Origin of the sequence: Morococcus cerebrosus, assembly GCF_022749515.1 — a bacterium.
In the GTDB taxonomy this organism is placed as follows: domain Bacteria; phylum Pseudomonadota; class Gammaproteobacteria; order Burkholderiales; family Neisseriaceae; genus Neisseria; species Neisseria cerebrosa.
The window spans coordinates 2,320,356-2,341,659 of sequence record NZ_CP094242.1; the positions used below are offsets into that span (position 1 = coordinate 2,320,356).

Below are 21,304 nucleotides of genomic sequence, written 5' to 3' on the forward strand. Positions count from 1 at the left end.
GATATGACGACATTACAAGAGCGCGTTGCCGCCCATTTCGCCGAAAGCATCCTTGCCAAACAGGAAGCCGAAAAAGTATTGGTCGAGCCGACTGCTCAAGCAGCGGAATTGATGCTGCAATGCCTGATGAACGACGGCAAAATTTTAGCCTGCGGCAACGGCGGTTCGGCTGCCGACGCGCAGCACTTCGCCGCCGAAATGACCGGACGCTTTGAAAAAGAGCGCATGGAACTTGCCGCCGTCGCGCTGACGACGGACACTTCCGCGCTGACCGCCATCGGCAACGACTACGGCTTTGATCATGTATTCAGCAAACAAGTGCGCGCGCTCGGACGTGCCGGCGACGTTTTGGTCGGCATTTCCACCTCCGGCAACTCCGCCAACGTTATCGAAGCCATCAAAGCGGCACACGAACGCGATATGCACGTCATCGCCATGACCGGCCGCGACGGCGGCAAAATCGCCGCCATGCTCAAAGACACCGACGTACTGCTCAACGTCCCCTACCCGCGCACCGCCCGCATTCAGGAAAACCATATCCTGCTGATACACGCCATGTGCGACTGCATCGACTCCATGTTGCTTGAAGGAATGTAAGCCTTTTTTCAGACGACCTCTTTTAAAGGTCGTCTGAAACATATCCGCCGAACTCATCATCAAGGAAAAAATATGAACATCAAACGCCATACCGCACCCGTTCTGACCGCCCTCCTCCTCAGCCTGACACTCAGCGGCTGTGTCGGCGTACTCCTCGGCGGCGCGGCAGTCGGCACCAAATCCGCCGTCGACCGCCGCACCACAGGCGCGCAAACCGACGACAACGTAATGGCGGTACGCGTCGAAACCACCGCCCGCTCCTACCTGCGCCAAAACAACCAAGCGCAGGGTTACACCCCCAAACTCAACGTCGTCGGCTACAACCGCCACCTGCTGCTGCTCGGACAAGTTGCCACTGAAGGCGAAAAACAATTCGTCGAACAAATCGCCCGCGCCGAGCAAGCCGCCGAAGGCGTGTACAACTACATCACCGTTGCCTCCCAAGAACGCACATTCGGCGACGTAACCAACGACACATGGGGTACATCCAAAGTCCGCACCGCCCTTTTAGGCCTCAAACCCGCCACACAGGCTCGTGTCAAAATCGTAACTTACGGCAACGTTACTTACGTCATGGGCGTACTGACACCTGAAGAGCAAGAGCAGGTAACCCGCCGCGTCAGCACCACCGTCGGCGTACAAAAAGTCGTTACCCTGTATCAAAACTACACCCAACCCGAATAACGCAGCCTTAATCCAAAGGGCGGGAACAACATCCCGCCCGTCCCCATCCACCTTTTCACACATCGATCTATGTCCAAAAAACAAAACGAATCTTTCCAACTCAAACCTAAACACCTTATCCGCGCCGCTTTCGTCATTTCCATCATTGCCGTCGGCGCACTGATTGTTGGCGTTATCGGTACGCTCAATACCAAACCCGACACCAGCAACACCCAATCCGCCCAAACCGCGCCCAAAGACGAAGGTGTGGAAGTTTGGCGTCCGAACGGCACCGTCGAACCGAAAAAAATCATAGTAGGCTCTGAAGACGAAACAAACGAACAAGAAAAAACCGCTTCTCAAAACCCCGTTATTCCGCCACAAAACCAATCCGAAAACCGTCGTGCCAAAGCACAGCCTGACAATAAGAAAAATAAAGATAAAAACAACGACCAGCACGACCAAATACCGCCCGCGCAGACAGAAACAGCGGAAACCAAAGCCAAACCTGCCCAAAGTACCCCTGCGGATCAGCCACAGGCCCAAGCCCCTGCCCAGCCTGCCAAAACCGAAGTTCACGAAACGAAGGGCGAATCCAAACCCGCACCGCAACCCGCTCCCAAGCCGGCTCAGCCTAAACCCGCTCAACCTAAACCGGTTCAGCCCAAACCTCAGTCCAAAGATGTCATGGACAATCTGTTTTAACCAGACAACCCGCCGGCCTGCGGCCGCCTTATCCGTAATCTGCATCCTCTTCCCTTTCAGACGACCTTTGTGCCGCAACAAGGTCGTCTGAAACCATCAAGGAAACAACATGAACGAAATCATCATCAAAACCCCCGAAGAAATCGAGAAAATGCGCGAACTGGGCAAACTCGTCGCCGAAGCCCTCGACTACATCGGACAATTCGTCAAACCCGGCGTAACCACCAACGAAATCGACAAACTCGTTTACGACTACCATGTCAACGTCCAAGGCGGCTATCCCGCTCCTTTGCACTACGGCAACCCGCCCTACCCCAAATCCTGCTGCACCTCCGTCAACCACGTCATCTGCCACGGCATTCCCGACGACAAGCCGCTCAAAGAAGGCGACATCATCAACATCGACCTGACCATCAAAAAAGACGGCTTCCACGGCGACTCAAGCCGTATGTTTACCGTCGGCAAAGTCTCCCCCATCGCCCAGCGCCTGATTGACATCACCCACGAATCCATGATGGCGGGCATCGCCGCCGTCAAACCCGGCGCGACCTTGGGCGACATCGGCTATGCTTGCCAACAAGTTGCCGAAAACGCAGGCTACTCCGTCGTACAAGAATTTTGCGGCCACGGCATCGGACGCGGTTTCCACGAAGCCCCGCAAGTTCTGCACTACGGCAGGAAAGGACAAGGCGTCGTCCTGAAGCCCGGCATGATTTTCACCATCGAGCCGATGATCAACCAAGGCAAACGCCACCTGCGCATCCTAAACGACGGCTGGACAGTTGTAACCAAAGACCGCTCCCTCTCCGCCCAATGGGAACATGAAGTTTTAGTGACAGAAACCGGCTACGAAATCCTGACCATCAGCCCTGCCACCGGCAAACCCTAATCTGTCAAACCATCCCGCTTTCAAAGCAAAAAGGTCGTCTGAAAACTTGGAAATCAAGTTTTCAGACGACCTTTTAGCGTTATAGTGGATTAAATTTAAATCAGGACAAGGCGACGAAGCCGCAGACAGTACAGATAGTACGGCAAGGCGAGGCAACGCCGTACTGGTTTAAAGTTAATCCACTATATCTTCCAGACTTTATCTTTCAGGCTAACTCAACCTTTAGTACGTTCCAACAGTTCTTCCGCCAAGGCGAGGTAGGCTTTGGTGCCTTTGGCGTTGGCGTCGTAGGCGAGTGCGGGCATGCCGTGGCTGGGGGCTTCGGCGAGGCGGACGTTGCGGGGGATGACGGTTTGGAACATCAGGTTGCCGAAATGTTGGAAAAGCTGTTCGCTGACTTCGACGACGAGGCGGCTGCGGCTGTCGTAGAGGGTGCGGACGATGCCGGTGATGTCGAGGCGCGGGTTAATTGCCTGACGGATTTTGCGCACGGTGGCGATGAGGTCGGAGATGCCTTCGAGGGCATAGTATTCGCACAACATGGGGACGATGACGCCGTTGGCGGCGACGAGTCCGTTGAGCGTGAGCAGGGTCAGCGAAGGGGGGCAGTCGATGAGGACGAAGTCGTAGTCGTTTTCGACGGTTTGCAGGGCGTTTTTGAGGCGGATTTCACGGGCGATTTCTTGCACCAGCTCGATTTCGGCACCGGCAAGCGCGCGGTTTGCGCCGAGTACGTCGTAGCTGCCGTCCCCGCTGCGGACGACGGCGGTTTTGATGTCGGTATCGCCCAATACGACTTGGTACACGCCTTCTTCGAGGCGGGCTTTGTCTATGCCGCTGCCTGTGGTGGCGTTGCCTTGCGGATCGAGGTCGATGACGAGGACGCGTTTGCCTTTGGAGGCGAGCGATGCCGCGAGGTTGACGGTGGTGGTGGTTTTGCCGACGCCGCCTTTTTGGTTGGCGACGGCGAGGATTTGTGCGCTCATGTTTTTGCTGCTGTCGGATGGATTAATGGCGGAATTTTAACGTTTTTTGCTTGAAATGGGTATAAGGTCATCTGAAAAGGAGGCGGTGGCGGGCAGGGACGTTTTATAGCGAATTTTCTTTAAATCAAGACAAAACAAGGTAATGCTGCGCCGATTTAAAGTGAACTTGCTATACAATATGCCGTTTTTTTAACTGCCCTAGAGATATACCATGAAAAAATCTTTCTTTGCCCTGTTGCTTGCCGTTGTTTTGCCTGCGGCCAATGCGGCTTCGGTTGCCGAATTGAAGGAAAGAATCGAGGTTTTGGAAGCCCGCGTCGCCAGTTTGGAACGCATTATCTTATCGGGTTCGCGCAACCCGAACCGTATTTATGTGTGCAGCGTCAAGCCGTTCCAAAAGTTGTTTGAGGCCTCGGGGAAAAACGAATGGGAAGCGCGCCGCGCCGTCCGCCGTGCCTGCAATGCGGAAACTTCAGCGATGTTCTGCGAAGATTCTGCCATCCGTTGCGAAAAATACGAATAACGGGATTTGAATAAAAAGGTCGTCTGAAACGGAATCGGGTTTCAGACGACCTTTTTAACGGCATTCCGTCTTGTTTAACGCTGTTTTTTGCGGATTTCTGCCGCCATTTCCAAAGCGGTGCGGACTGCTTCAATCAGGCTGCCGGAGGCGGCTTTGCCTGTTCCCGCCAAATCCAGCGCGGTACCGTGGTCAACGGAGGTACGGATAAATGGCAGTCCGAGCGTAATGTTGACGCCTTGTCCGAAACCAGCATATTTCAACGTCGGCAGACCTTGATCGTGATACATCGCCAAAACGGCATCGGCATCTTTCAGCAAAAACGGCTGAAACACCGTGTCTGCGGGATATGGGCCGCTGGCGTGTATGCCTTCGCTTTTGAGGCGGGCCAGCGCAGGGATGATGATGTCGGCTTCTTCGTGTCCCAAATGTCCGCCCTCGCCCGCGTGCGGATTCAATCCGGTAACCAGGATATGCGGTTGGGCAATGCCGAATTTGTCGCGCAAATCGGCGTTCAAAATACGGACGACAGACTCGACGAGCGGCTGTGTTACGGCATCGGCGACCGCGCGCAGCGGTAAATGGGTCGTAACCAAAGCGACGCGCAGCCCGTCGCCTGCCAACATCATGACGACTTGTTCCGTCTGACTTTTTTCGGCGAGGTATTCGGTATGTCCGCTAAAGAATCCTCCAGCCGCACCTGCATCATTAATGATGCCTTTGTGCAGCGGCGCGGTTACCATGCCGTCGAATATGCCTTCGGTAATGCCTTGATATGCCGTGTCCAGCAGTTGCAAGACATAACGCGCATTGGCGGGATTGAGCCTGCCTGCTTCGCAAGGAGCGGCAAGCGGAATATGCAAAACTTCCAATTCCCCATGGCACAACGGGACTTTATCGGCATTACCTGATACAAAATCCCGCAAGACAACGTTTTTACCCAACATCTCCGCCCGCTGCGCCAATAGGCCTTTGTCGCCCAAAACGACGGGGCGGCACAGCAACTCGGCAAACGCCAAATCCAAACAAATATCGGGACCGATACCGGCAGGCTCGCCGGAGGCAACTGCTAATACGGGAAGGGACATGATGTGATTCCTTAATCTGGATAAAGGTCGTCTGAAAGTGGTTGATGGGGATTTCAGACGACTTTTGTTTTCATCTTTGCAATGTAGGGCGGATTCCAATAAGACCCCGCCATCCCGTCATACCCACGCGCGGGAATGACGGCAGAGTCCGTATCAAAAAACGAGTAGATCAACCCTATTGTATAGTGGATTAAATTTAAATCAGGACAAGGCGACGAAGCCGCAGACAGTACAGATAGTACGGAACCGATTCACTTGGTGCTTCAGCACCTTAGAGAATCGTTCTCTTTGAGCTAAGGCGAGGCAACGCCGTACTGGTTTAAAGTTAATCCACTGAGACCTTTGCAATAACATAGGTTACTAAAATTTTATGCTCAATCTCATTTTCAAAATTCAAAACCTTTCTGATTTTTCCTACTTTTTGCTCAATATTAGGAAGGTTTTAGTCAATTGAAAATTTTTTTGGAGCATTTTTATGCGTAAAATTTCGTTAATAGACTATTTTTGCAAAGGTCTCCCACTATATTATTGGGTTTCAGACGACCTCCCCTCCCATCCAACCAAAGGAAACCCGCATGAAAAAATTCTTCTTCCTCACCACCGCTCTCCTGCTCCTCAACGCCTGCGCCGCCCAATCCGGACAAGGCAGCTCTGCACAAGTCTATGGTGAAATCAAAGGCGGCGTAGAAAGCAGCCACGTCCACTAAAGCGGGCGGAACAGCAGGCACTTGGTTCATTTAAAAAATGCCGCGCCCAAAATCATCTGTTCCTAAAATACGCATGATCAACATCGTGCCAACAAATCAAAAGGTCGTCTGAAACTTGGTTTCCCAGTTTTCAGACGACCTTTTCGATTAGATGGAAGACAGAATCTTGCGCCACCGCCATTCCCACGCCAAACGTGGAAAGGACAAGGCAAATGTTACGAAAACAACGTCGTCTGAAACGGCAAACCTGCAAACTTTTCAGACGATCTTGGTAAGGTTTGTCGGATCAAAAAACCGTCGTTAAAGCGGTCAGGTTTTCAGACGACCTTGGATTCGGATTTCAAGTGCAACACTAGGGTACCAGTGGTTGGAACAGATTCAAGAATAAAACACTTGGCGTTTCGTAGCCAAGTGTTTTTCTCGGCCGGTGGTTCAACTCATCTTGAACCCTGCGTATCTCCCGATCGCTGATGTTTCGGAAATCGGTTTGTTTGGGGAAATATTGCCGGATGAGTCCATTGGTGTTCTCATTCAGCCCTTTCTCCCAAGAATGGTAAGGGCGGCAAAAATAGGTTTTCGCCTTCAATGCTTTGGCTATTTTGGTGTGTTGGTAGAACTCTTTGCCGTTATCCATGGTGATGGTGTGGACTCTGGCTTTATATGCCTTTAATACCCTAATGGCCGCCCGGGCAGTGTCTTCGGCTTTTAAGTTCTTTAATTTGCAGATGATGGTGTAGCGGGTAGTGCGTTCGACCAAGGTCAATAACGCGCTTTTCTGATTTTTGCCGACGATGGTGTCGGCCTCCCAATCGCCGATGCGGGTTTTCCGGTCGACGATAGCAGGTCGGTTCTCTATGCCGACGCGGTCGGGCACTTTGCCTCTGGTCCATGTGCTGCCGTAGCGTTTGCGGTAGGGTTTGCTGCATATTCTGAGGTGTTGCCACAAAGTGCCGCCGTTGCTTTTGTCTTGGCGAAGGTAGCGGTAAATGGTGCTGTGATGGAGTGTGATCCCGTGGTGTTTGCGTAAGTAAGCGCATACTTGTTCGGGACTGAGTTTGCGGTGGATAAGGGTGTCGATGTGTTGAACCAGCTGCGAATCGAGCTTATAGGGTTTTCGCCGGTGCTGTTTGGTCAGCCGGCTTTGCTTCTGTGCTTTTTCGGCGCTGTATTGCTGTCCTTGGATGCAGTGCCGCTTGATTTCGCGGCTGATGGTGCTTTTGTGGCGGTTGAGCTGTTTGGCGATTTCGGCGATGGTGCAGTAGCGGGACAGGTATTGGATATGGTATCGTTCGTCTTGGGTCAGTTGTGTGTAGCCCATGGCAATCTTTCTTGCAGGAAAGGCCGTATGCTACCGCATACTGGCCTTTTTCTGTTATGGAAAGTTGCACTTCAAATGCGAATCCGCCGACCTTCAGGCAGATTCCGTCTTCAGCGGATAATCCCGCGCGTGGATTGGGCGAAGAAGTCTTTGAACACCGCCAACTCGGCCTGCGTTTCGGCGCGGCGGAGGATGTCGGCTTTGGCTTCTTCAAACGGGATGCCGCGGTGGTAGATGGTTTTATACACATCTTTGACGGCGGCGATCTGCTCGGCGGTGAAGCCGTTGCGGCGCATGCCTTCGCTGTTGATGCCTGCGGGTTCTGCGCGGTAGCCTGCCGCCATGAAGTACGGCGGTACGTCTTTGTGTACGCCTGCGGCAAAGGCGGTCATGGCGTAGTCGCCGATTTGGCAGAACTGGAACACCAGCGTGTAGCCGCCCAAGACGACGTAGTCGCCGATGGTAACGTGTCCGGCGAGGGAGGCGTTGTTGGCGAAGATGGTGTGGTTGCCAATGACGCAGTCGTGCGCGAGGTGGCAGTACGCCATAATCCAGTTGTCGTCGCCGACGCGGGTTTCACCGATGCCGGTTACCGTGCCGAGGTTGAAGGTGGTGAATTCGCGGATGGTGTTGCCGTTGCCGATAATCAGCTTGGTCGGCTCGTCGCGGTATTTTTTGTCCTGCGGAATTTCGCCGAGGCTGGCAAATTGGAAAATACGGTTGTTTTCGCCGATGGTGGTGTGTCCGTTGATGACGGTATGCGGACCGATTTCGGTGTTCGCGCCGATTTGGACGTTGGGGCCGATGACGGTGTACGCGCCGACTTTGACACTGGAGTCAAGTTCGGCTTTGGGGTCAATGACGGCGGTCGGGTGGATGAGGGTCATGTTTTTCCTTTCCTGTCGTGTTGCCGCGAAGATGCGCGACGGCAACAGGTCGTCTGAAACTTTCAGACGACCTTTTTCTGAACACTCAAACCACGCGTTTGGCACACATGATGATGGCTTCGACGGCGACTTGTCCGTCCACTTTGGCGACGGCGCTGAATTTGCCGATGCCGCGTTTGTTGGTCAGCAGCTCGACTTCGAAAACGAGTTGGTCGCCGGGGATGACTTGGCGTTTGAAGCGGGCTTCGTCTATGCCGGCGAAGAAGAAGAATTCGTTTTCTTTGCGGCCGCCTTCGCTGAGGATGGCGAGTGTGCCGCAGGCTTGCGCCATGGCTTCGATGATGAGTACGCCGGGCATGACGGGCAGGTCGGGGAAATGGCCTTGGAACTGCGGCTCGTTCATGGTGACGTTTTTAATCGCGGTCAGGGTTTTCATGGACTCGAAGGCGGTGATGCGGTCGAGTTGCAAAAACGGGTAACGGTGGGGAATGAGTTTTTGGATGTCTTTGGCTTCGATGGGGAGTTGTACGTCCATGTTCGTCGTATTCCTTGATATTTCGGGGTTGGCTGGGCGGTTTCATCGCGGGGGCTTTAAAACGGCAGGCTTTGCCGCTTTGTTGGGATTTAAAGCGCATCCGCCATGTAAACCGATTGTGGGGTTATTCGTCTTTTTCGCTGTCGCTCAGACGGTTTTCCAATGTTTTGAGGCGTTTGTTCATTTCGCTCAGGCGGTGGATGTAAACGGCGTTGCGCGCCCATTCTTTATGGGTGGACATCGGGAAGATGCCGGCGAGGTGTTTGCCGCTTTCGGTAATGCTGTGGGTCACGGACGTGCCGCCGCCGATGGTGGTTTTGTCGGCGATTTCGATGTGTCCGACCGTACCGACGCCACCGCCGATGATGCAGTAGCTGCCGATGGTAACGCTGCCTGAGATGCCGGTTTTGGCGGCGATGACGGTGTGCGAACCGATTTTGCAGTTGTGTCCGATTTGGACTTGGTTGTCGATTTTGGTGCCGTTGCCGACGGTGGTGTCGCTCATCGCGCCGCGGTCGATGTTGGTGTTCGAACCAATTTCTACGTCGTCGCCCAGCGTTACCGCGCCGGTTTGCGGGATTTTAAACCATAAATCGCCGGCGAAGGCGAGTCCGAATCCGTCCGCGCCGATGACTGCGCCGCTGTGGATTTCGACGCGGTTGCCCAGTGTGCAGCCGTAATAAACGACGGCGTTGGGATGCAGGACGACTTCGTCGCCCAGTTTGCAATCGTGTTGGACAACGGCATTTGCCAAGATGCGGCAGCCTTCACCAAGCACGGTGTTCGCGCCGATGTAGGCGTTTGCGCCGATTTCGCAGCTTGCAGGAACGGTCGCACTTTCCTCGACGACGGCGGTCGGATGGATGCCGCCGCGCGCTTTGACGATGGGCGAAAACAGGCGGGCGACTTTGGCGAAATAGAGATAGGGGTCGTCGGCGACAATCAGGTTGCGCCCTTCAAATTCGTCCACTGCTTTGGCAGAAACGATGACCGCACCCGCGCTGCTGTCGTGGACTTCGGCTTTGTATTTCGGATTGGCGAGGAAGCTGATGTGTTCCGCCTGCGCGTCTGCGAGCGGGCGCACGGCGGCGACGGAAATGTCCTTGCCGCGCCATTCGCCGCCAAGCTGCGCTGTGATTTGGGACAGGGTGTAGGTTTTTGAAGTCATGATGTTTCGTAAGCTTTGGGATGAGGTCGTCTGAAAGGGACGGCGGGAGCAGTCGGACAGAACGGTTTGCCTAAAACGTATGCCGGCAGGAGTGATAAGACAGGTAATTATATCGTTTATTGGATTTTCAGACGACCCTTCGCTTGAAAGAGGTCGTCTGAAAACAGGTTTGCTGTATCTCGTTCAGCCTTCCGATTAACGCGTATTCAGGGCTTTAATCACGCTGTCGGTAATGTCGTAACGCGCGTTGACGTAAATCACGTCCTGCAAAATGACATCGTAGCCTTCGCGTTTGGCAAGATCGACGATGATGCGGTTGGCGTTTTGCTGGAGGGCGGCAAATTCTTCGTTGCGGCGCAGGTTGTAGTCTTCTGCCAGCTCCGCCTGTTTCTTGCGGAACTGCTGAACCAGCTCGCCCCAGCGTTTTGCCGCAGCTTCACGCTCTTTGCCCTGCAATTTGCCTTCGGACAGGGATTTTTCGAGCTTCTCGCCCTCTTGCTGCAATTTCTGCAAAGCGTCCTGACGGCTGCGGAATTCTTTTTCCAAGGTCGTCTGAATGCGTTGCGCCTGCTTGGACTCAAGATAAACGCGCTCGGTATTGATAAAGCCGATTTTCTGTACGGCTTCCGCCGCCGCAGCTTGGTTCATCAACCCGAAGCCCAATAAAGCCGCGCCGCCGAGGCGGAAGGCGTTGGCAATGATGTTCATCTGGATTTCCTTGATTTTGTATCCCGCCAATCAGCGGGATGACGGTTTGTTTTTAAAAAGAGGCAGAATGCCCTGCCCCTTTTCCTTCAGGTCGTCTGAAAACGTTTGACCGCATAGGGATGTCAGTTTTCAGACGACCTTTTTCTGCCTACGTCAGAATGTGGTACCCAATTGGAACTGGAAGCGTTGGATTTCGTCGCTGTCTTTTTTCTTGATCGGGTAGGCGTAGCTGAACTTCATCGGACCCAGCGGCGAGAGCCAGGTTACTGCCGCACCGGCGGAGTAGCGCAACTCTTCCTTGAAGGTCGATTTGTGGGTCTTGCCTAAGCCGTATGGGTTTTGAGCGGCATTGTTGGTGTAGTAGGTATTGCTGCTGCTGTCGTTATAAGTTTTGCCATCCCATACGCTGCCCGCGTCGGCAAACAGACTCAGACGGACGGAGCGGGAGTCTTTGATGCCCGGCATCGGGAACAGCAACTCGGCGGAAACGTTGGCTTTTTTGTTGCCGCCGTAGCTGATTTTCTCGCCGTATTCGTCATAAACTTTCGGACCCAGCGTGCCGCTCTCGTAACCGCGTACGGAGCCTAAGCCGCCGCCGTAGAAGTTTTCAAAGAACGGCATAGTTTTGGTTTTGCCGTAACCGTTGCCGACGCCGACTTCGCCGCCGAGCATCAGGGTAAAGTCTTTGGTCAGCGGGAAGAACCAAGTTTGATTGTGGGTCAGTGTGTAGTATTGCAGGTCGCTGCCCGGCAGGGCGATTTCACCGTTGATGCCGGTCATGTAACCGCGGGTCGGCCACAAGGCGCTGTCGGTTTTATTGCGTCCCCAGCCGATCGTACCTTTGTACAGCCAGCCTTTGAAGCTGCCCACGCCGTCCGTGCCTTTACCATATTGGTTGATAAAGTCGGCATAACGTTTAGGCGCGCCTTTGTAGGTATTCACGGTCAGGTGTTCCGCCGCCAGACCCAAATTGACGCGGTCGTATTCGGTAACGGGGATGCCCATGCGCACGCCCGCGCCTGCGGTGGTGGTTTTATATTGTTTCGCGCTGGAAGAGGCTTTACGCGGGTCGTAAGACTTGCCGTAAATATCGTAACCGAGGCTCACGCCGTCGGGTGTGAAATACGGATCGGTAAACGACAGCGAGCCGTTCAGCGTGGTTTTACTGCGTGAGGCGCGCAGGGAAACGGATTTGCCCGTACCGAACAGGTTGTCTTGGGAAACGCCCACAGACATGACCAAGCCGGTATCCTGAACCCAGCCCGCGCTCATATCCAGCGAACCGGTAGAACGCTCGTTCACGCTCATGTTCAAATCGACTTGGTCGGGCGTATTGGCAACCGGTACGGCATCGAATTGTACGTTGTCAAAGTAGCCCAGCAGCTCGACACGCTCTTTGGAACGTTGCAGCTTGGAAGTGTCGTAAGGCGCGGATTCCATCTGACGCAATTCGCGGCGCACGACTTCATCACGGGTTTTGTTGTTGCCGGTAATGTTGATTTCGTTCACATAAATTTTGCGGCCGGGTTCGACATTCAGGACGAAATCGACAGTTTGAGTCTCGGCATTAGGCACTGGCTGAACGTTGACTTCGCTGAACGCGTAGCCTGCCGTACCCATGCGGTTTTGAATGGCTTCGAGCGATTTGACCATTTGGGCGCGTTCGTACCATTTGCCCTTCTTCATGGTCAGCAGTTTTTGCAGCTCTTCTTTCGGCACTTCGCGGGTGTCGCCTTCTATGCGCACGTCGCCCCAACGGAAGCGTTCGCCCTCGTCAACCGTGATTTTGATGGTTTGTTTGGTTTTGTCTTCGTTGGTCTGGATGTCGGTATCCAGAATGCGGAAATTGAAATAGCCGTTGTTTTGGTAGAACTCGCTGACGCGCTCCATGTCTTGCGAGAATTTCTGCTCGTTAAACTGGTTGCTCTTGGTCAGCCAAGTCCACATGCCGCCTTCGCTCAAAGACATTTGTTTCATGAGCTTGCGGTCGGAATAGACTTTGTTGCCTTCAAATTCGATGTCGGTAATCTTGGTGGTTTTACCCTCATCAATGGCGATGTCGATGGAAACGCGGTTACGCGCGAGTTTGGTAACGGTCGGCGTGATTTGGACCGACTGTTTGCCGCGGCTTTTGTATTCTTCCTTCAGGCTGGCGACAGACTGGCTCAGCGTGGCCGGATTGAAGTATTGGGATTGCGCCAAACCGAAGGATTCAAGGTTTTTCTTGATTACATCGTTTTGCAGCATTTTCGCGCCGGTGATGTTCAGCGTGCTGATGGTCGGGCGTTCGATAACAGTCAGCAAGACCTGATTGCCCATGGTCTCTACGCGGACATCGTCAAAAAAACCGGTCGCATACAGACTTTTGATGATTTCTTCGCTGCGTGCGTCGCTGAATTGGTCGCCGACTTTGACGGGCAGGTAGTTGAAGACCGTACTCGGTTCGGTGCGCTGCAAACCTTCGACGCGGATGTCTTGAATGGTGAAGTCGGCAAACGCCAAAGGCGACATGCCCAATACCATCAAAGCAGAAGCAATCTGTTTCAATTTCATAAAATTATCCAAACAAACGGTTGATGTCATTAAAGAAAGCCAGTGCCATCATGAACAGCATGGCAGCCAGTCCGAGGCGCAGGCCGATTGCCTGTATGCGCTCGCTCAAGGGCTTTCCGCGTATCCATTCGGCAGTGTAGAACACCAAATGCCCGCCGTCCAATACGGGGATGGGCAACAAGTTCAACACGCCTAAACTAATGCTGACCAACGCGAGGAATTCCAAATAGCTTTGAAATCCCAGCTGCGCCGTTTTTCCGGCGACGTCGGCAATGGTCAGCGGGCCTGAAATATGGTTCAGGGAGGCATTGCCTGTAATCAGTTTTCCGAAGAATTTTACCGTCATCCAAGCGTTGTTGACGGTTTTGTCCCAGCCCATCGCAAATGCTTCTGCGACAGACGGCTTATATTCGCGCTTGATTTCTTTTGTCCACGCTTCGTCGCCCTGAGGACCGAAGCCTACCCTGCCGACCAGCGTTCTGTCGGGTTGCTGGATACTGTCGGGGCGGATGGTCGTCTGAAAAGTTTTACCGTCGCGCTCATAAATCAATTCGATTTTCTTGCCCGGGCTTTGGCGTACGATTTCCACCCATTGCTGCCAAGTCTCGATGTCTTGTCCGTCGGCACTGATCAGCTTGTCGCCTTTTTTCAAACCGGCTTTTTCAGCCGGGCTGTTTTCTGTCACTTCGCCGACATGGGTGGTGATTTTAAAAGGCGACAACCCGATATAGCCTTGGTTTTTCGCAATTTTACCTGCTTCAGGCGTACCGGCGGCATCGATAATCCGCATGGTTTCTTGCCCCGAGGTCGTCTGAACGGCAACATTTACCTTGCCTGACTCGATGTTCAACACGATTTCTTGCTGGGCTTTTTCCCACTCGCCGACGTTAACGCCGTTAACCGAAATAATTTTGTCTCCGGGCTGAAAACCGGCTTTGGCGGCAATGGTATTTTGCTCGACCATGCCGACGTAAGGGCGGATTTCGGTAACGCCGAAGGAAAAACTCAAGCCGTAAAGCAGAACCGCCAGCGCGAGATTGGTCAGCGGGCCTGCGGCGACGATGGCGATGCGTTTGGCGGGATGCTGCTTGTCGAAGGCGTAAGGAAGGTCTGCCTGCGCCACTTCCCCCTCGCGCGTATCAACCATTTTGACATAGCCGCCCAACGGGATGGGTGCCAAACACCATTCGGTATCGCCGCGCTTTCTGCTGAAAAACGGTTTGCCGAAGCCGACGGAAAAGCGCACAACCTTGACGCCGCATAAGCGGGCGACGATGTAGTGTCCGAACTCGTGCAGGCTGACCAAAATCAGGATGGCGAAAATAAAAGCTAGAAGGGTTTGCAAAAGAATCTCTCTGGTTGGGTATGGGTTGACGTTGCCGATGTTTCAGACGACGTATCAAGGCAGGGGTCGTCTGAAAAGCATTCGCAATGTGTAGAAAATATTATTGGCGTTATTTTGCCGATTATAAAGTCAGTCTGCCGTTTTGTCCGCCACACATGACGGATGGGCGGGTTTTCAGACGACCTGTCATTTTTTATCGTTGCGGCACGTTTTATCCCAATGCGGCGATAAACTCCTGCGCCTGTCTGCGGGTAACGGCGTCTTGCGCCAGCAGGTTTTCGATGTTGCCGAGGTCGTCTGAAAAGTTTTGTGCGAGACAGTGGGCGACGGTTTTGGCAATGTCGGTAAACTTAATCTGTCCGTCTAAGAAGGCGGCGACGGCGGCTTCGTTGGCGGCGTTCAAGACGCAGGGTGCGGCTCCGCCCGCGTTCATGGCTTCATAGGCAAGCTTCAGACAAGGGAAGCGGTCAAAGTCGGGCTTTTGGAAGGTCAACGCAGACAATGCGTCGAAATCCAGATCGCCGACACCCGAATCGATGCGCTCGGGCAAGCCCAAACAATAAGCGATGGGCGTACGCATATCGGGATTGCCCAGTTGCGCCAGCACGGAGCCGTCGCGGTAGCGCACCATGCTGTGTATCACGGACTGCGGATGGATGACGACTTCGAGTTTATCAGGCGGGCAGTTGAACAGCCAATGCGCTTCAATCAGCTCCAAACCTTTGTTCATCATGGTGGCGGAATCGACGGAGATTTTGCGCCCCATGCTCCAATTAGGGTGTTTGACCGCTTGCGCGGGCGTAATGCTGTCGAACGTGCCTAAATCGGCCGTCAGAAACGGGCCGCCGGAAGCGGTCAGGATAATCGAACGGATGCCGTGTTCGTTCAGACGACCTGTGTAATCGCGCGGCAAAACTTGGAAAATGGCGTTGTGTTCGCTGTCGATGGGCAACACTGCCGCGCCGTTTGCGCGGGCGGTTTCCATAAACAACGCGCCGGAAACCACCAGCGTCTCTTTGTTCGCCAGATAAATAGTTTTGCCTTTTTGCGCCGCCGCCAGCGCGGAAGGCAGCCCCGCCGCACCGACGATGGCGCACATGACACCGCTGACTTCGTCGGCAGACGCCACATCAACCAATGCCTGCGCGCCGTGTAAAACCTGCGTCGCCGCACCGTCGCGTTTCAACAGGGCTTCAAGCCGGGCGGCGTGTTCGGCATCGGCAACGACGGCATATTCGGGGCTGAACGTCCGGCATTGAACCGCCAGTTTCTCAACCTGCTTATGCCCCGCCAGCGCAAATACGCGGAATTTTTCGGGGTGGCGGGAGACAACGTCCAGCGTGCTTTCGCCTATGCTGCCGGTACTGCCTAATATGGTCAGGACTTGTGGTGTCATGGTGCGTTCTTTATGTACTGCTTTCGGATTTCAGACGACCTTTGGGCTTGAGGTCGGAAAGGTCGTCTGAAAACGCTTATTCGATATTGTGTTTGATGTGTTCCAACGATTTTTAACCGCTTCAGAACAAGCTTTCAAAGGCGGCATAGACGCTGATGACGGCAATCAGGCTGTCCACGCGGTCAAACACGCCGCCGTGTCCGGGCAGCAGATTGCTGCTGTCTTTGATGCCCGCCGCGCGTTTGAGCCAGCTTTCCAACAGGTCGCCGCATACGCTGACAACAGTCAACACCAAACCGATTAACACGGTATTGAACCAGCCTGCGTCAAACGTGAGCCAACCAGCCCACCACACCACAGTCATGTACACTGCCACGCAAATCGCGCCGCCGATTGCGCCTTCCCAGCTCTTGCTGGGGCTGACGGTCGGTGCGATTTTGTGTTTGCCGAACGCTTTGCCGCTGAAATAAGCGCAAACATCGGCAACCCACACCAAACCCATCACGGCGAGCAGCGACAAGGCGTAATCGGGATGAGGACGCAGGGACATGAGTGCGAACCAAAACGGCATGACCAAAAGCCAGCCGACGGTATAAGCCTGCCAGCCGCCGTTCAATTTCCATTTGAATTTCAGCCACAAAGGCATAACGACCAGCCAAAACGCCAAAACGGCGTACCAGACGATATCCGGCAGCGTCCAACCGCCTGCGTAGGCGATGACGCCGAACACCAGCGTCGCGGCGAGATAATGATTGGTTTTCAGTTTTTCCAATCCGCTCATGCGGGCGTATTCCCACAGCGTAACCAGGGAAATCAATCCGCAAAATGCCGCCCACAGCCATTGCGGCGCGTAAAACAGCATACCGAGCATCAACGGCAGCATCCACAGCGCCGTGATAATCCGTTGTTTCAACATTTTTAACCCCTTTGCTGCTCTACCGGCAGCTGTTCCGAAGTGCGGCCGAAGCGCCGTTCGCGTTTTTGGAACGAGGCGACAGCATCGTCCAAGGCTTTGCTGTCAAAATCGGGCCACAGGGTATCGGTAAAATAAAGTTCGGCATACGCCATCTGCCAAAGCAGGAAATTGCTGATGCGCGTTTCGCCGCCGGTGCGGATGAACAAATCCGGCTCCGGCGCATCGCCCAGCATCAAGTGTTTCGCCAGCGCATCTTCCGTAATCTCGGATACGCCTTCGGCAATCAGTTTGTTTGCCGCCTGCAAAATATCCCAGCGGCCGCCGTAATCCGCGGCGATGCTCAGGGTCAGGCCGGTATTGTTCGCCGTCAACGCTTCCGCTTCTTCGATGCCTTGCAGAATCTGCCGGTTGAAGCGTTCGCGGCTGCCCAACACCTTCAGGCGCATATTGTTTTCGTGCAGACGGCGCACCTGTTTTTGCAAAGCCTGCAAAAACAGCCCCATCAGGAACGACACTTCGTCTTCGGGGCGGCGCCAGTTTTCAGTCGAAAAGGCAAACACGGTCAGATATTGCACACCCAGTTTGGCGCAATGCTTCACCATATTTTCCAACGCGTCCAAGCCGCGTTTGTGCCCCATCACGCGGGGAAGGAAACGCTTTTTCGCCCAACGGCCGTTGCCGTCCATAATCACGGCGATATGCTTCGGAACCGAAGTATGTTCCAAAATGGTCTGCGTGCTGCTCTTCATATCTGCCTTTCGCAGCGCGGCGGTTCAAAGGTCGTCTGAAACGCCGCGGACAAGGGTTTAAATCGCCATCAAATCTTCTTCTTTGGCAGCCAGCGTTTTGTCGGCTTCGGCGATGTATTTGTCGGTCAGTTTTTGAACCGCCTCTTCGCCGCGACGTGCTTCATCTTCGGAAATTTCTTTGTCTTTCAAGAGTTTTTTGATGTGATCGTTTGCATCGCGGCGCACGTTGCGGATGGACACGCGTCCTTCTTCCGCTTCGCTGCGTACGACTTTAATCAAATCTTTACGGCGCTCTTCGGTCAACATAGGCATAGGCACGCGGATCAAATCGCCGACGGCTGCCGGGTTCAGACCCAAGTTTGAATCGCGGATGGCTTTCTCGACTTTGGCCGCCATATTGCTTTCAAAAGGTTTCACGCCGATGGTACGCGCGTCCAGAAGCGTCACGTTGGCAACTTGGCTGACCGGAACCATGCTGCCCCAGTATTCGACTTCCACTTGGTCCAACAGACCGGTATGCGCACGGCCGGTACGCACTTTCGCCAAATTCTCTTTCAGCACTTCTACCGAGCGCTGCATTTTGCTTTCCGCTGTTTTTTGAATATCGTTAATCATTTTCTGCTTTCAAATAAGATACTGAATTTAAAACCTCGCTCGGACGCATGACCATCCGAACGGCAAATCAAGCTGTTAACTGCGCATAGTACCGTCATTCGGCGATTCCGACAAGGCAGGGGCGGTTTTGGGCCTTGTTTCTTAACTGATATTTAAATGCCGTTACAAATAGGATGTATAGAGGGCTGCATCAGCAAAAAAGGTCGTCTGAAAACGGTTTTTCCGCTTTCAGACGACCTTCCTTTATCCGCCAAACTTATTTCTGCTGCTGACGCGTGTACACCAGCGATGTAAGGATGGATGCGCCCAGTGCGCCGAAGACGACGGAGAGGGAAATGGAGATGGGGATGTGCACCCAGTGCATAATCAGCATTTTGATGCCGATGAAGCTCAAGACGAAGGCGAGGCCGTATTTGAGGAAGATGAAACGGTCGGCGACATCGGCAAGCAGGAAATACATGGCACGCAGCCCGAGTATGGCGAAGATGTTGGAGGTGAGGACGATGAAGGGGTCGGTGGTTACGGCGAAGACGGCGGGAATGCTGTCCACGGCGAAGATGACGTCGCTCAACTCTATCATGATGAGGACGAGCAAAAGCGGGGTGGCGATGCGCTTGCCGTTTTCGACAGTAAAGAATTTTTCGCCTTCAAACTGATGGCTGACGGGGATGACTTTTTTAAGCCAGCCCAAAATCTTGTTTTGCGAGAGGTCCTCTTCTTCGGATTCCGGTTTCATCATATGGATGCCGGTATAGACGAGGAATGCGCCGAAAATGTAGAGAATCCATTCGAACCGCTGCACCAGTGCCGCGCCGATAAAAATCATGAGGGCGCGCAGGACGATGGCGCCGAACACGCCGTAAAGGAGGACGCGGTGCTGGTATTTCGGGGAAACTTTGAAGTAACCGAAAATCATCAGGAAAACAAAGATGTTGTCAACGGCAAGGGATTTTTCGAGGATGTAGCCGGTGAAAAATTCGAGGGTTTTTTCTTTGGCAACGACGGCGCCGTAAAGGGGGTTGCCTGCCAGCTCGAAATAGAGCCAGCCTGCGAAGGCACAGGATACGGCGATCCAGACGCAACTCCAGGCGACGGCTTCTTTGACACTGACTTTATGCGCGCCGCTTTTTTTAAGCGAGAGCATGTCGATGATGATCATGATGAAAACGGCGGCGAAGAACACGCCGTAGAAAAGGGGGGAGCCGACGGAAGGGTGTTCGGTCATGTATTCGGATTCCTTGTGATGAGGTGGTTGGATGGTGGCTTTTCAGACGACCCGTCGGGGAAAGGTCGTCTGAAAACAGCTTACCAAGACAAGTAAAACATGGCTTTAGCGAAAAATACGATAAACAGCATATGGGAAAATACGACGGCGTGGATGTATTTGGACCAGCCGACGGTCAGGGTGTGCCGTGCCATTTTGACGACGGCGATAGCGAAATGGACGAGGACGCTGACTGCCAACAGGATTTTGAGGGTAAGGAGCGTACCGAATGAGGTGGCGAAGGGTTGGCTCAAAAAGGGCAGGTATCGGTTGAATACCATGACGATGCCGCTGATGAAAAGCGTAATGACGACGGGCGGCATAACGCGGACGGCGCGGTAGGACATGGCGCGTTCGACTTCTCGGCGCGATTCGCGTGAGACGCGGCCGGTGTGCATGACGGACAAAACCAGCATTTCGAAAAATACGCCGCCGACAAAGGCGATGGCGCAATAGAGGTGGATGATGTGGGCGATGGCGTAGAGACTCATGACCGTGTTCCAAGTGGGATATTCGGGTGAAATTGTATCATCAGTCGGACGTTTTCAGACGACCTCTTCTTCCAAATCGCCTTCGCGGGTTTCGCGCAGGTGTTCACGCAGGCGTTGGAGTTCGTGTTTGTCCAGCCACTTGCGGCGGCTGCGTTGCAGGAGGATGACGAGTGCGGAGATTTCGTTGCGCATATTGGTGCTGAGCCAGAGGAAGCCTTGCCATTCGTAATGGAGGCGGGCAGCGAGTTTGCCCAGCTCGGGATTGATGGAGGTGTCGATGCGGATGCGGCGGGCGTAGTGGCCTTTGATGAGGCGGACGGTCAGGCGCAGGTCGCGTTGGAGGCGGTTGAAATGGCGGTCGAGCAGGCGGATTTCGTGTTCGTTGAGGGTAGGGGCTTGCAGCTTGGCGGCGGTGGTGAGGAGCAGCTCGGTGGTGTTGACGATTTTGCGGTGGGCGTGCTGCATGGCTTCCATCATGGCGGGGCTGATGTGGCTTTCGCCTGATGTAGCAGCGAGGTGGCTGCGGCTTTTGACCATGCGGGCGTTGATTTGGCGCATTTTGACCATGTTTTGCTCCAGCCGCTCGCGGGTCATGCGTTTGCCGTTGCTGATTTCGGCAATCATTTTGCCGCATTCGGTCAGGTTGTCGGCAAGCATAAACCGCCACATGAGCGTGGAGCGCAGGGGAAGGAGTTTGGCGGCGACAATGGCGATGGCGGCGCCGATCAGGACGTTCATGGCGCGCATAAGCCCGCTGTCGAGCCAGTTGTTGCTGTTGTCGCCGATGAGCATGCACATGGTCAGTCCGGCAAGCATGGGGACGTAGCCGTTTTTGCCGACCGCCGCCCAACCTGCGGCTGCGCTGGCGGTGCCAACGGTCAGGTAAAAGAGAATGCCGCCGTGGAAGTAGTGCTGGTTGAGCCACAACAGGGTCAAACCCGCGCCCAAGCCGATGACGGTGCCGAGCATACGTTCGACGGCTTTGGAGTAAATCGCGCCTTGAAATTGGAGCATGCCGAGTACGACGAATACGGTCATGCCTATCCATTCGCCGTGTTGGAGGTGGAGGAGTTTGGCGAGCAGGGTGGCAAACAGTACGGCCAGTCCGAGCCGGACGGCGTGTATGAGGCGGCGGTAGCGGTAGCGTTCGTAGGAGTTGAGCCAGCGTTTGACGAAGCGTTCGCGTTGTGAGGCGTTCATGATT

At 54.1% G+C, this 21,304-nt stretch carries 22 protein-coding genes and 2 pseudogenes; 8 read left to right on the plus strand and 16 right to left on the minus strand.

Annotated elements, in window-relative coordinates:
* Positions 1 to 3 precede the first annotated feature (3 nt).
* The 5 genes and pseudogenes from MON37_RS10965 to MON37_RS10985 form a co-directional block, all read left to right on the plus strand.
* Positions 4 to 597 (plus strand): phosphoheptose isomerase, encoded by a 594-nt coding sequence (locus MON37_RS10965; protein ID WP_019270777.1) that lies wholly within the window; start codon positions 4 to 6, stop codon positions 595 to 597.
* A gap of 72 nt (positions 598 to 669) precedes the next feature.
* Complete coding sequence (locus MON37_RS10970) at positions 670 to 1,281, plus strand: BON domain-containing protein (RefSeq protein WP_039405963.1); 612 nt, start codon at positions 670 to 672, stop codon at positions 1,279 to 1,281.
* A gap of 69 nt (positions 1,282 to 1,350) precedes the next feature.
* Positions 1,351 to 1,965 (plus strand): hypothetical protein, encoded by a 615-nt coding sequence (locus MON37_RS10975; protein WP_039405960.1) that lies wholly within the window; start codon positions 1,351 to 1,353, stop codon positions 1,963 to 1,965.
* Between the two features lie 109 nt (positions 1,966 to 2,074).
* Entirely contained in the window at positions 2,075 to 2,854 is a 780-nt protein-coding gene (gene map / locus MON37_RS10980; protein WP_003768885.1) for a type I methionyl aminopeptidase, read from the plus strand.
* Between the two features lie 77 nt (positions 2,855 to 2,931).
* Positions 2,932 to 3,045: pseudogene (locus MON37_RS10985) on the plus strand (IS5/IS1182 family transposase); the annotation flags it as partial.
* A 24-nt stretch (positions 3,046 to 3,069) separates the two neighbouring features.
* Here MON37_RS10985 and MON37_RS10990 read toward each other — a convergent pair.
* Positions 3,070 to 3,840 (minus strand): ParA family protein, encoded by a 771-nt coding sequence (locus MON37_RS10990; protein WP_003741993.1) that lies wholly within the window; start codon positions 3,838 to 3,840, stop codon positions 3,070 to 3,072.
* Positions 3,841 to 4,051: 211 nt separating this feature from the next.
* Between MON37_RS10990 and MON37_RS10995 the strand changes: the two genes are divergently transcribed.
* Complete coding sequence (locus MON37_RS10995) at positions 4,052 to 4,363, plus strand: periplasmic protein (RefSeq protein ID WP_039405955.1); 312 nt, start codon at positions 4,052 to 4,054, stop codon at positions 4,361 to 4,363.
* A gap of 74 nt (positions 4,364 to 4,437) precedes the next feature.
* On the opposite strand, the gene pdxA is transcribed toward MON37_RS10995, so the two are convergent.
* Positions 4,438 to 5,448 carry a 4-hydroxythreonine-4-phosphate dehydrogenase PdxA gene (gene pdxA, locus MON37_RS11000; protein WP_039405952.1) on the minus strand — a complete coding sequence of 337 codons (1,011 nt, stop codon included), beginning with the start codon at positions 5,446 to 5,448 and terminating at the stop codon, positions 4,438 to 4,440.
* A 181-nt stretch (positions 5,449 to 5,629) separates the two neighbouring features.
* Here pdxA and MON37_RS12545 point away from each other — a divergent pair.
* Positions 5,630 to 5,692, plus strand: a pseudogene (locus MON37_RS12545) (transposase); the annotation flags it as partial.
* 331 nt (positions 5,693 to 6,023) lie between these two features.
* Entirely contained in the window at positions 6,024 to 6,155 is a 132-nt protein-coding gene (locus tag MON37_RS12310; protein WP_019270783.1) for a hypothetical protein, read from the plus strand.
* 352 nt (positions 6,156 to 6,507) lie between these two features.
* On the opposite strand, the gene MON37_RS11005 is transcribed toward MON37_RS12310, so the two are convergent.
* From MON37_RS11005 to MON37_RS11070, 14 genes are all read right to left on the minus strand, one after another.
* Positions 6,508 to 7,473 (minus strand): IS30 family transposase, encoded by a 966-nt coding sequence (locus MON37_RS11005; RefSeq protein ID WP_242883620.1) that lies wholly within the window; start codon positions 7,471 to 7,473, stop codon positions 6,508 to 6,510.
* A 110-nt stretch (positions 7,474 to 7,583) separates the two neighbouring features.
* The gene (gene lpxA, locus MON37_RS11010; protein ID WP_039404531.1) at positions 7,584 to 8,360 is read right to left on the minus strand and encodes an acyl-ACP--UDP-N-acetylglucosamine O-acyltransferase; all 777 of its coding nucleotides are present in this window, start codon (positions 8,358 to 8,360) and stop codon (positions 7,584 to 7,586) included.
* 85 nt (positions 8,361 to 8,445) lie between these two features.
* Positions 8,446 to 8,895: a 3-hydroxyacyl-ACP dehydratase FabZ gene (fabZ, locus tag MON37_RS11015; RefSeq protein ID WP_003741990.1), complete on the minus strand. Its 450-nt coding sequence runs from the start codon at positions 8,893 to 8,895 to the stop codon at positions 8,446 to 8,448.
* Positions 8,896 to 9,019: 124 nt separating this feature from the next.
* Entirely contained in the window at positions 9,020 to 10,063 is a 1,044-nt protein-coding gene (gene lpxD / locus MON37_RS11020; protein WP_039404529.1) for a UDP-3-O-(3-hydroxymyristoyl)glucosamine N-acyltransferase, read from the minus strand.
* Between the two features lie 195 nt (positions 10,064 to 10,258).
* Positions 10,259 to 10,762, minus strand: a complete 504-nt coding sequence (locus MON37_RS11025; RefSeq protein ID WP_372338583.1) for an OmpH/Skp family outer membrane protein — start codon at positions 10,760 to 10,762, stop codon at positions 10,259 to 10,261.
* A 162-nt stretch (positions 10,763 to 10,924) separates the two neighbouring features.
* A complete protein-coding gene (gene bamA, locus MON37_RS11030; RefSeq protein WP_003758915.1) occupies positions 10,925 to 13,324 on the minus strand; it encodes an outer membrane protein assembly factor BamA in 2,400 nt (799 codons plus the stop codon).
* Positions 13,325 to 13,328: 4 nt separating this feature from the next.
* Complete coding sequence (gene rseP, locus MON37_RS11035) at positions 13,329 to 14,669, minus strand: RIP metalloprotease RseP (RefSeq protein ID WP_039404523.1); 1,341 nt, start codon at positions 14,667 to 14,669, stop codon at positions 13,329 to 13,331.
* 211 nt (positions 14,670 to 14,880) lie between these two features.
* Complete coding sequence (ispC, locus tag MON37_RS11040; protein WP_039404520.1) at positions 14,881 to 16,065, minus strand: 1-deoxy-D-xylulose-5-phosphate reductoisomerase; 1,185 nt, start codon at positions 16,063 to 16,065, stop codon at positions 14,881 to 14,883.
* A 121-nt stretch (positions 16,066 to 16,186) separates the two neighbouring features.
* A complete protein-coding gene (locus MON37_RS11045; RefSeq protein WP_039404517.1) occupies positions 16,187 to 16,981 on the minus strand; it encodes a phosphatidate cytidylyltransferase in 795 nt (264 codons plus the stop codon).
* A gap of 2 nt (positions 16,982 to 16,983) precedes the next feature.
* Positions 16,984 to 17,730: an isoprenyl transferase gene (locus MON37_RS11050; protein WP_003758925.1), complete on the minus strand. Its 747-nt coding sequence runs from the start codon at positions 17,728 to 17,730 to the stop codon at positions 16,984 to 16,986.
* 57 nt (positions 17,731 to 17,787) lie between these two features.
* The gene (gene frr / locus MON37_RS11055; protein WP_003758927.1) at positions 17,788 to 18,345 is read right to left on the minus strand and encodes a ribosome recycling factor; all 558 of its coding nucleotides are present in this window, start codon (positions 18,343 to 18,345) and stop codon (positions 17,788 to 17,790) included.
* A gap of 256 nt (positions 18,346 to 18,601) precedes the next feature.
* On the minus strand, positions 18,602 to 19,570 hold the full coding sequence (locus tag MON37_RS11060; protein ID WP_039404510.1) for a TerC family protein: 969 nt from the start codon (positions 19,568 to 19,570) through the stop codon (positions 18,602 to 18,604).
* An 80-nt stretch (positions 19,571 to 19,650) separates the two neighbouring features.
* On the minus strand, positions 19,651 to 20,100 hold the full coding sequence (locus tag MON37_RS11065) for a CopD family copper resistance protein (protein ID WP_016686900.1): 450 nt from the start codon (positions 20,098 to 20,100) through the stop codon (positions 19,651 to 19,653).
* 54 nt (positions 20,101 to 20,154) lie between these two features.
* Positions 20,155 to 21,300, minus strand: a complete 1,146-nt coding sequence (locus tag MON37_RS11070) for an FUSC family protein (protein WP_039404506.1) — start codon at positions 21,298 to 21,300, stop codon at positions 20,155 to 20,157.
* Between the last annotated feature and the right edge of the window lie 4 nt (positions 21,301 to 21,304).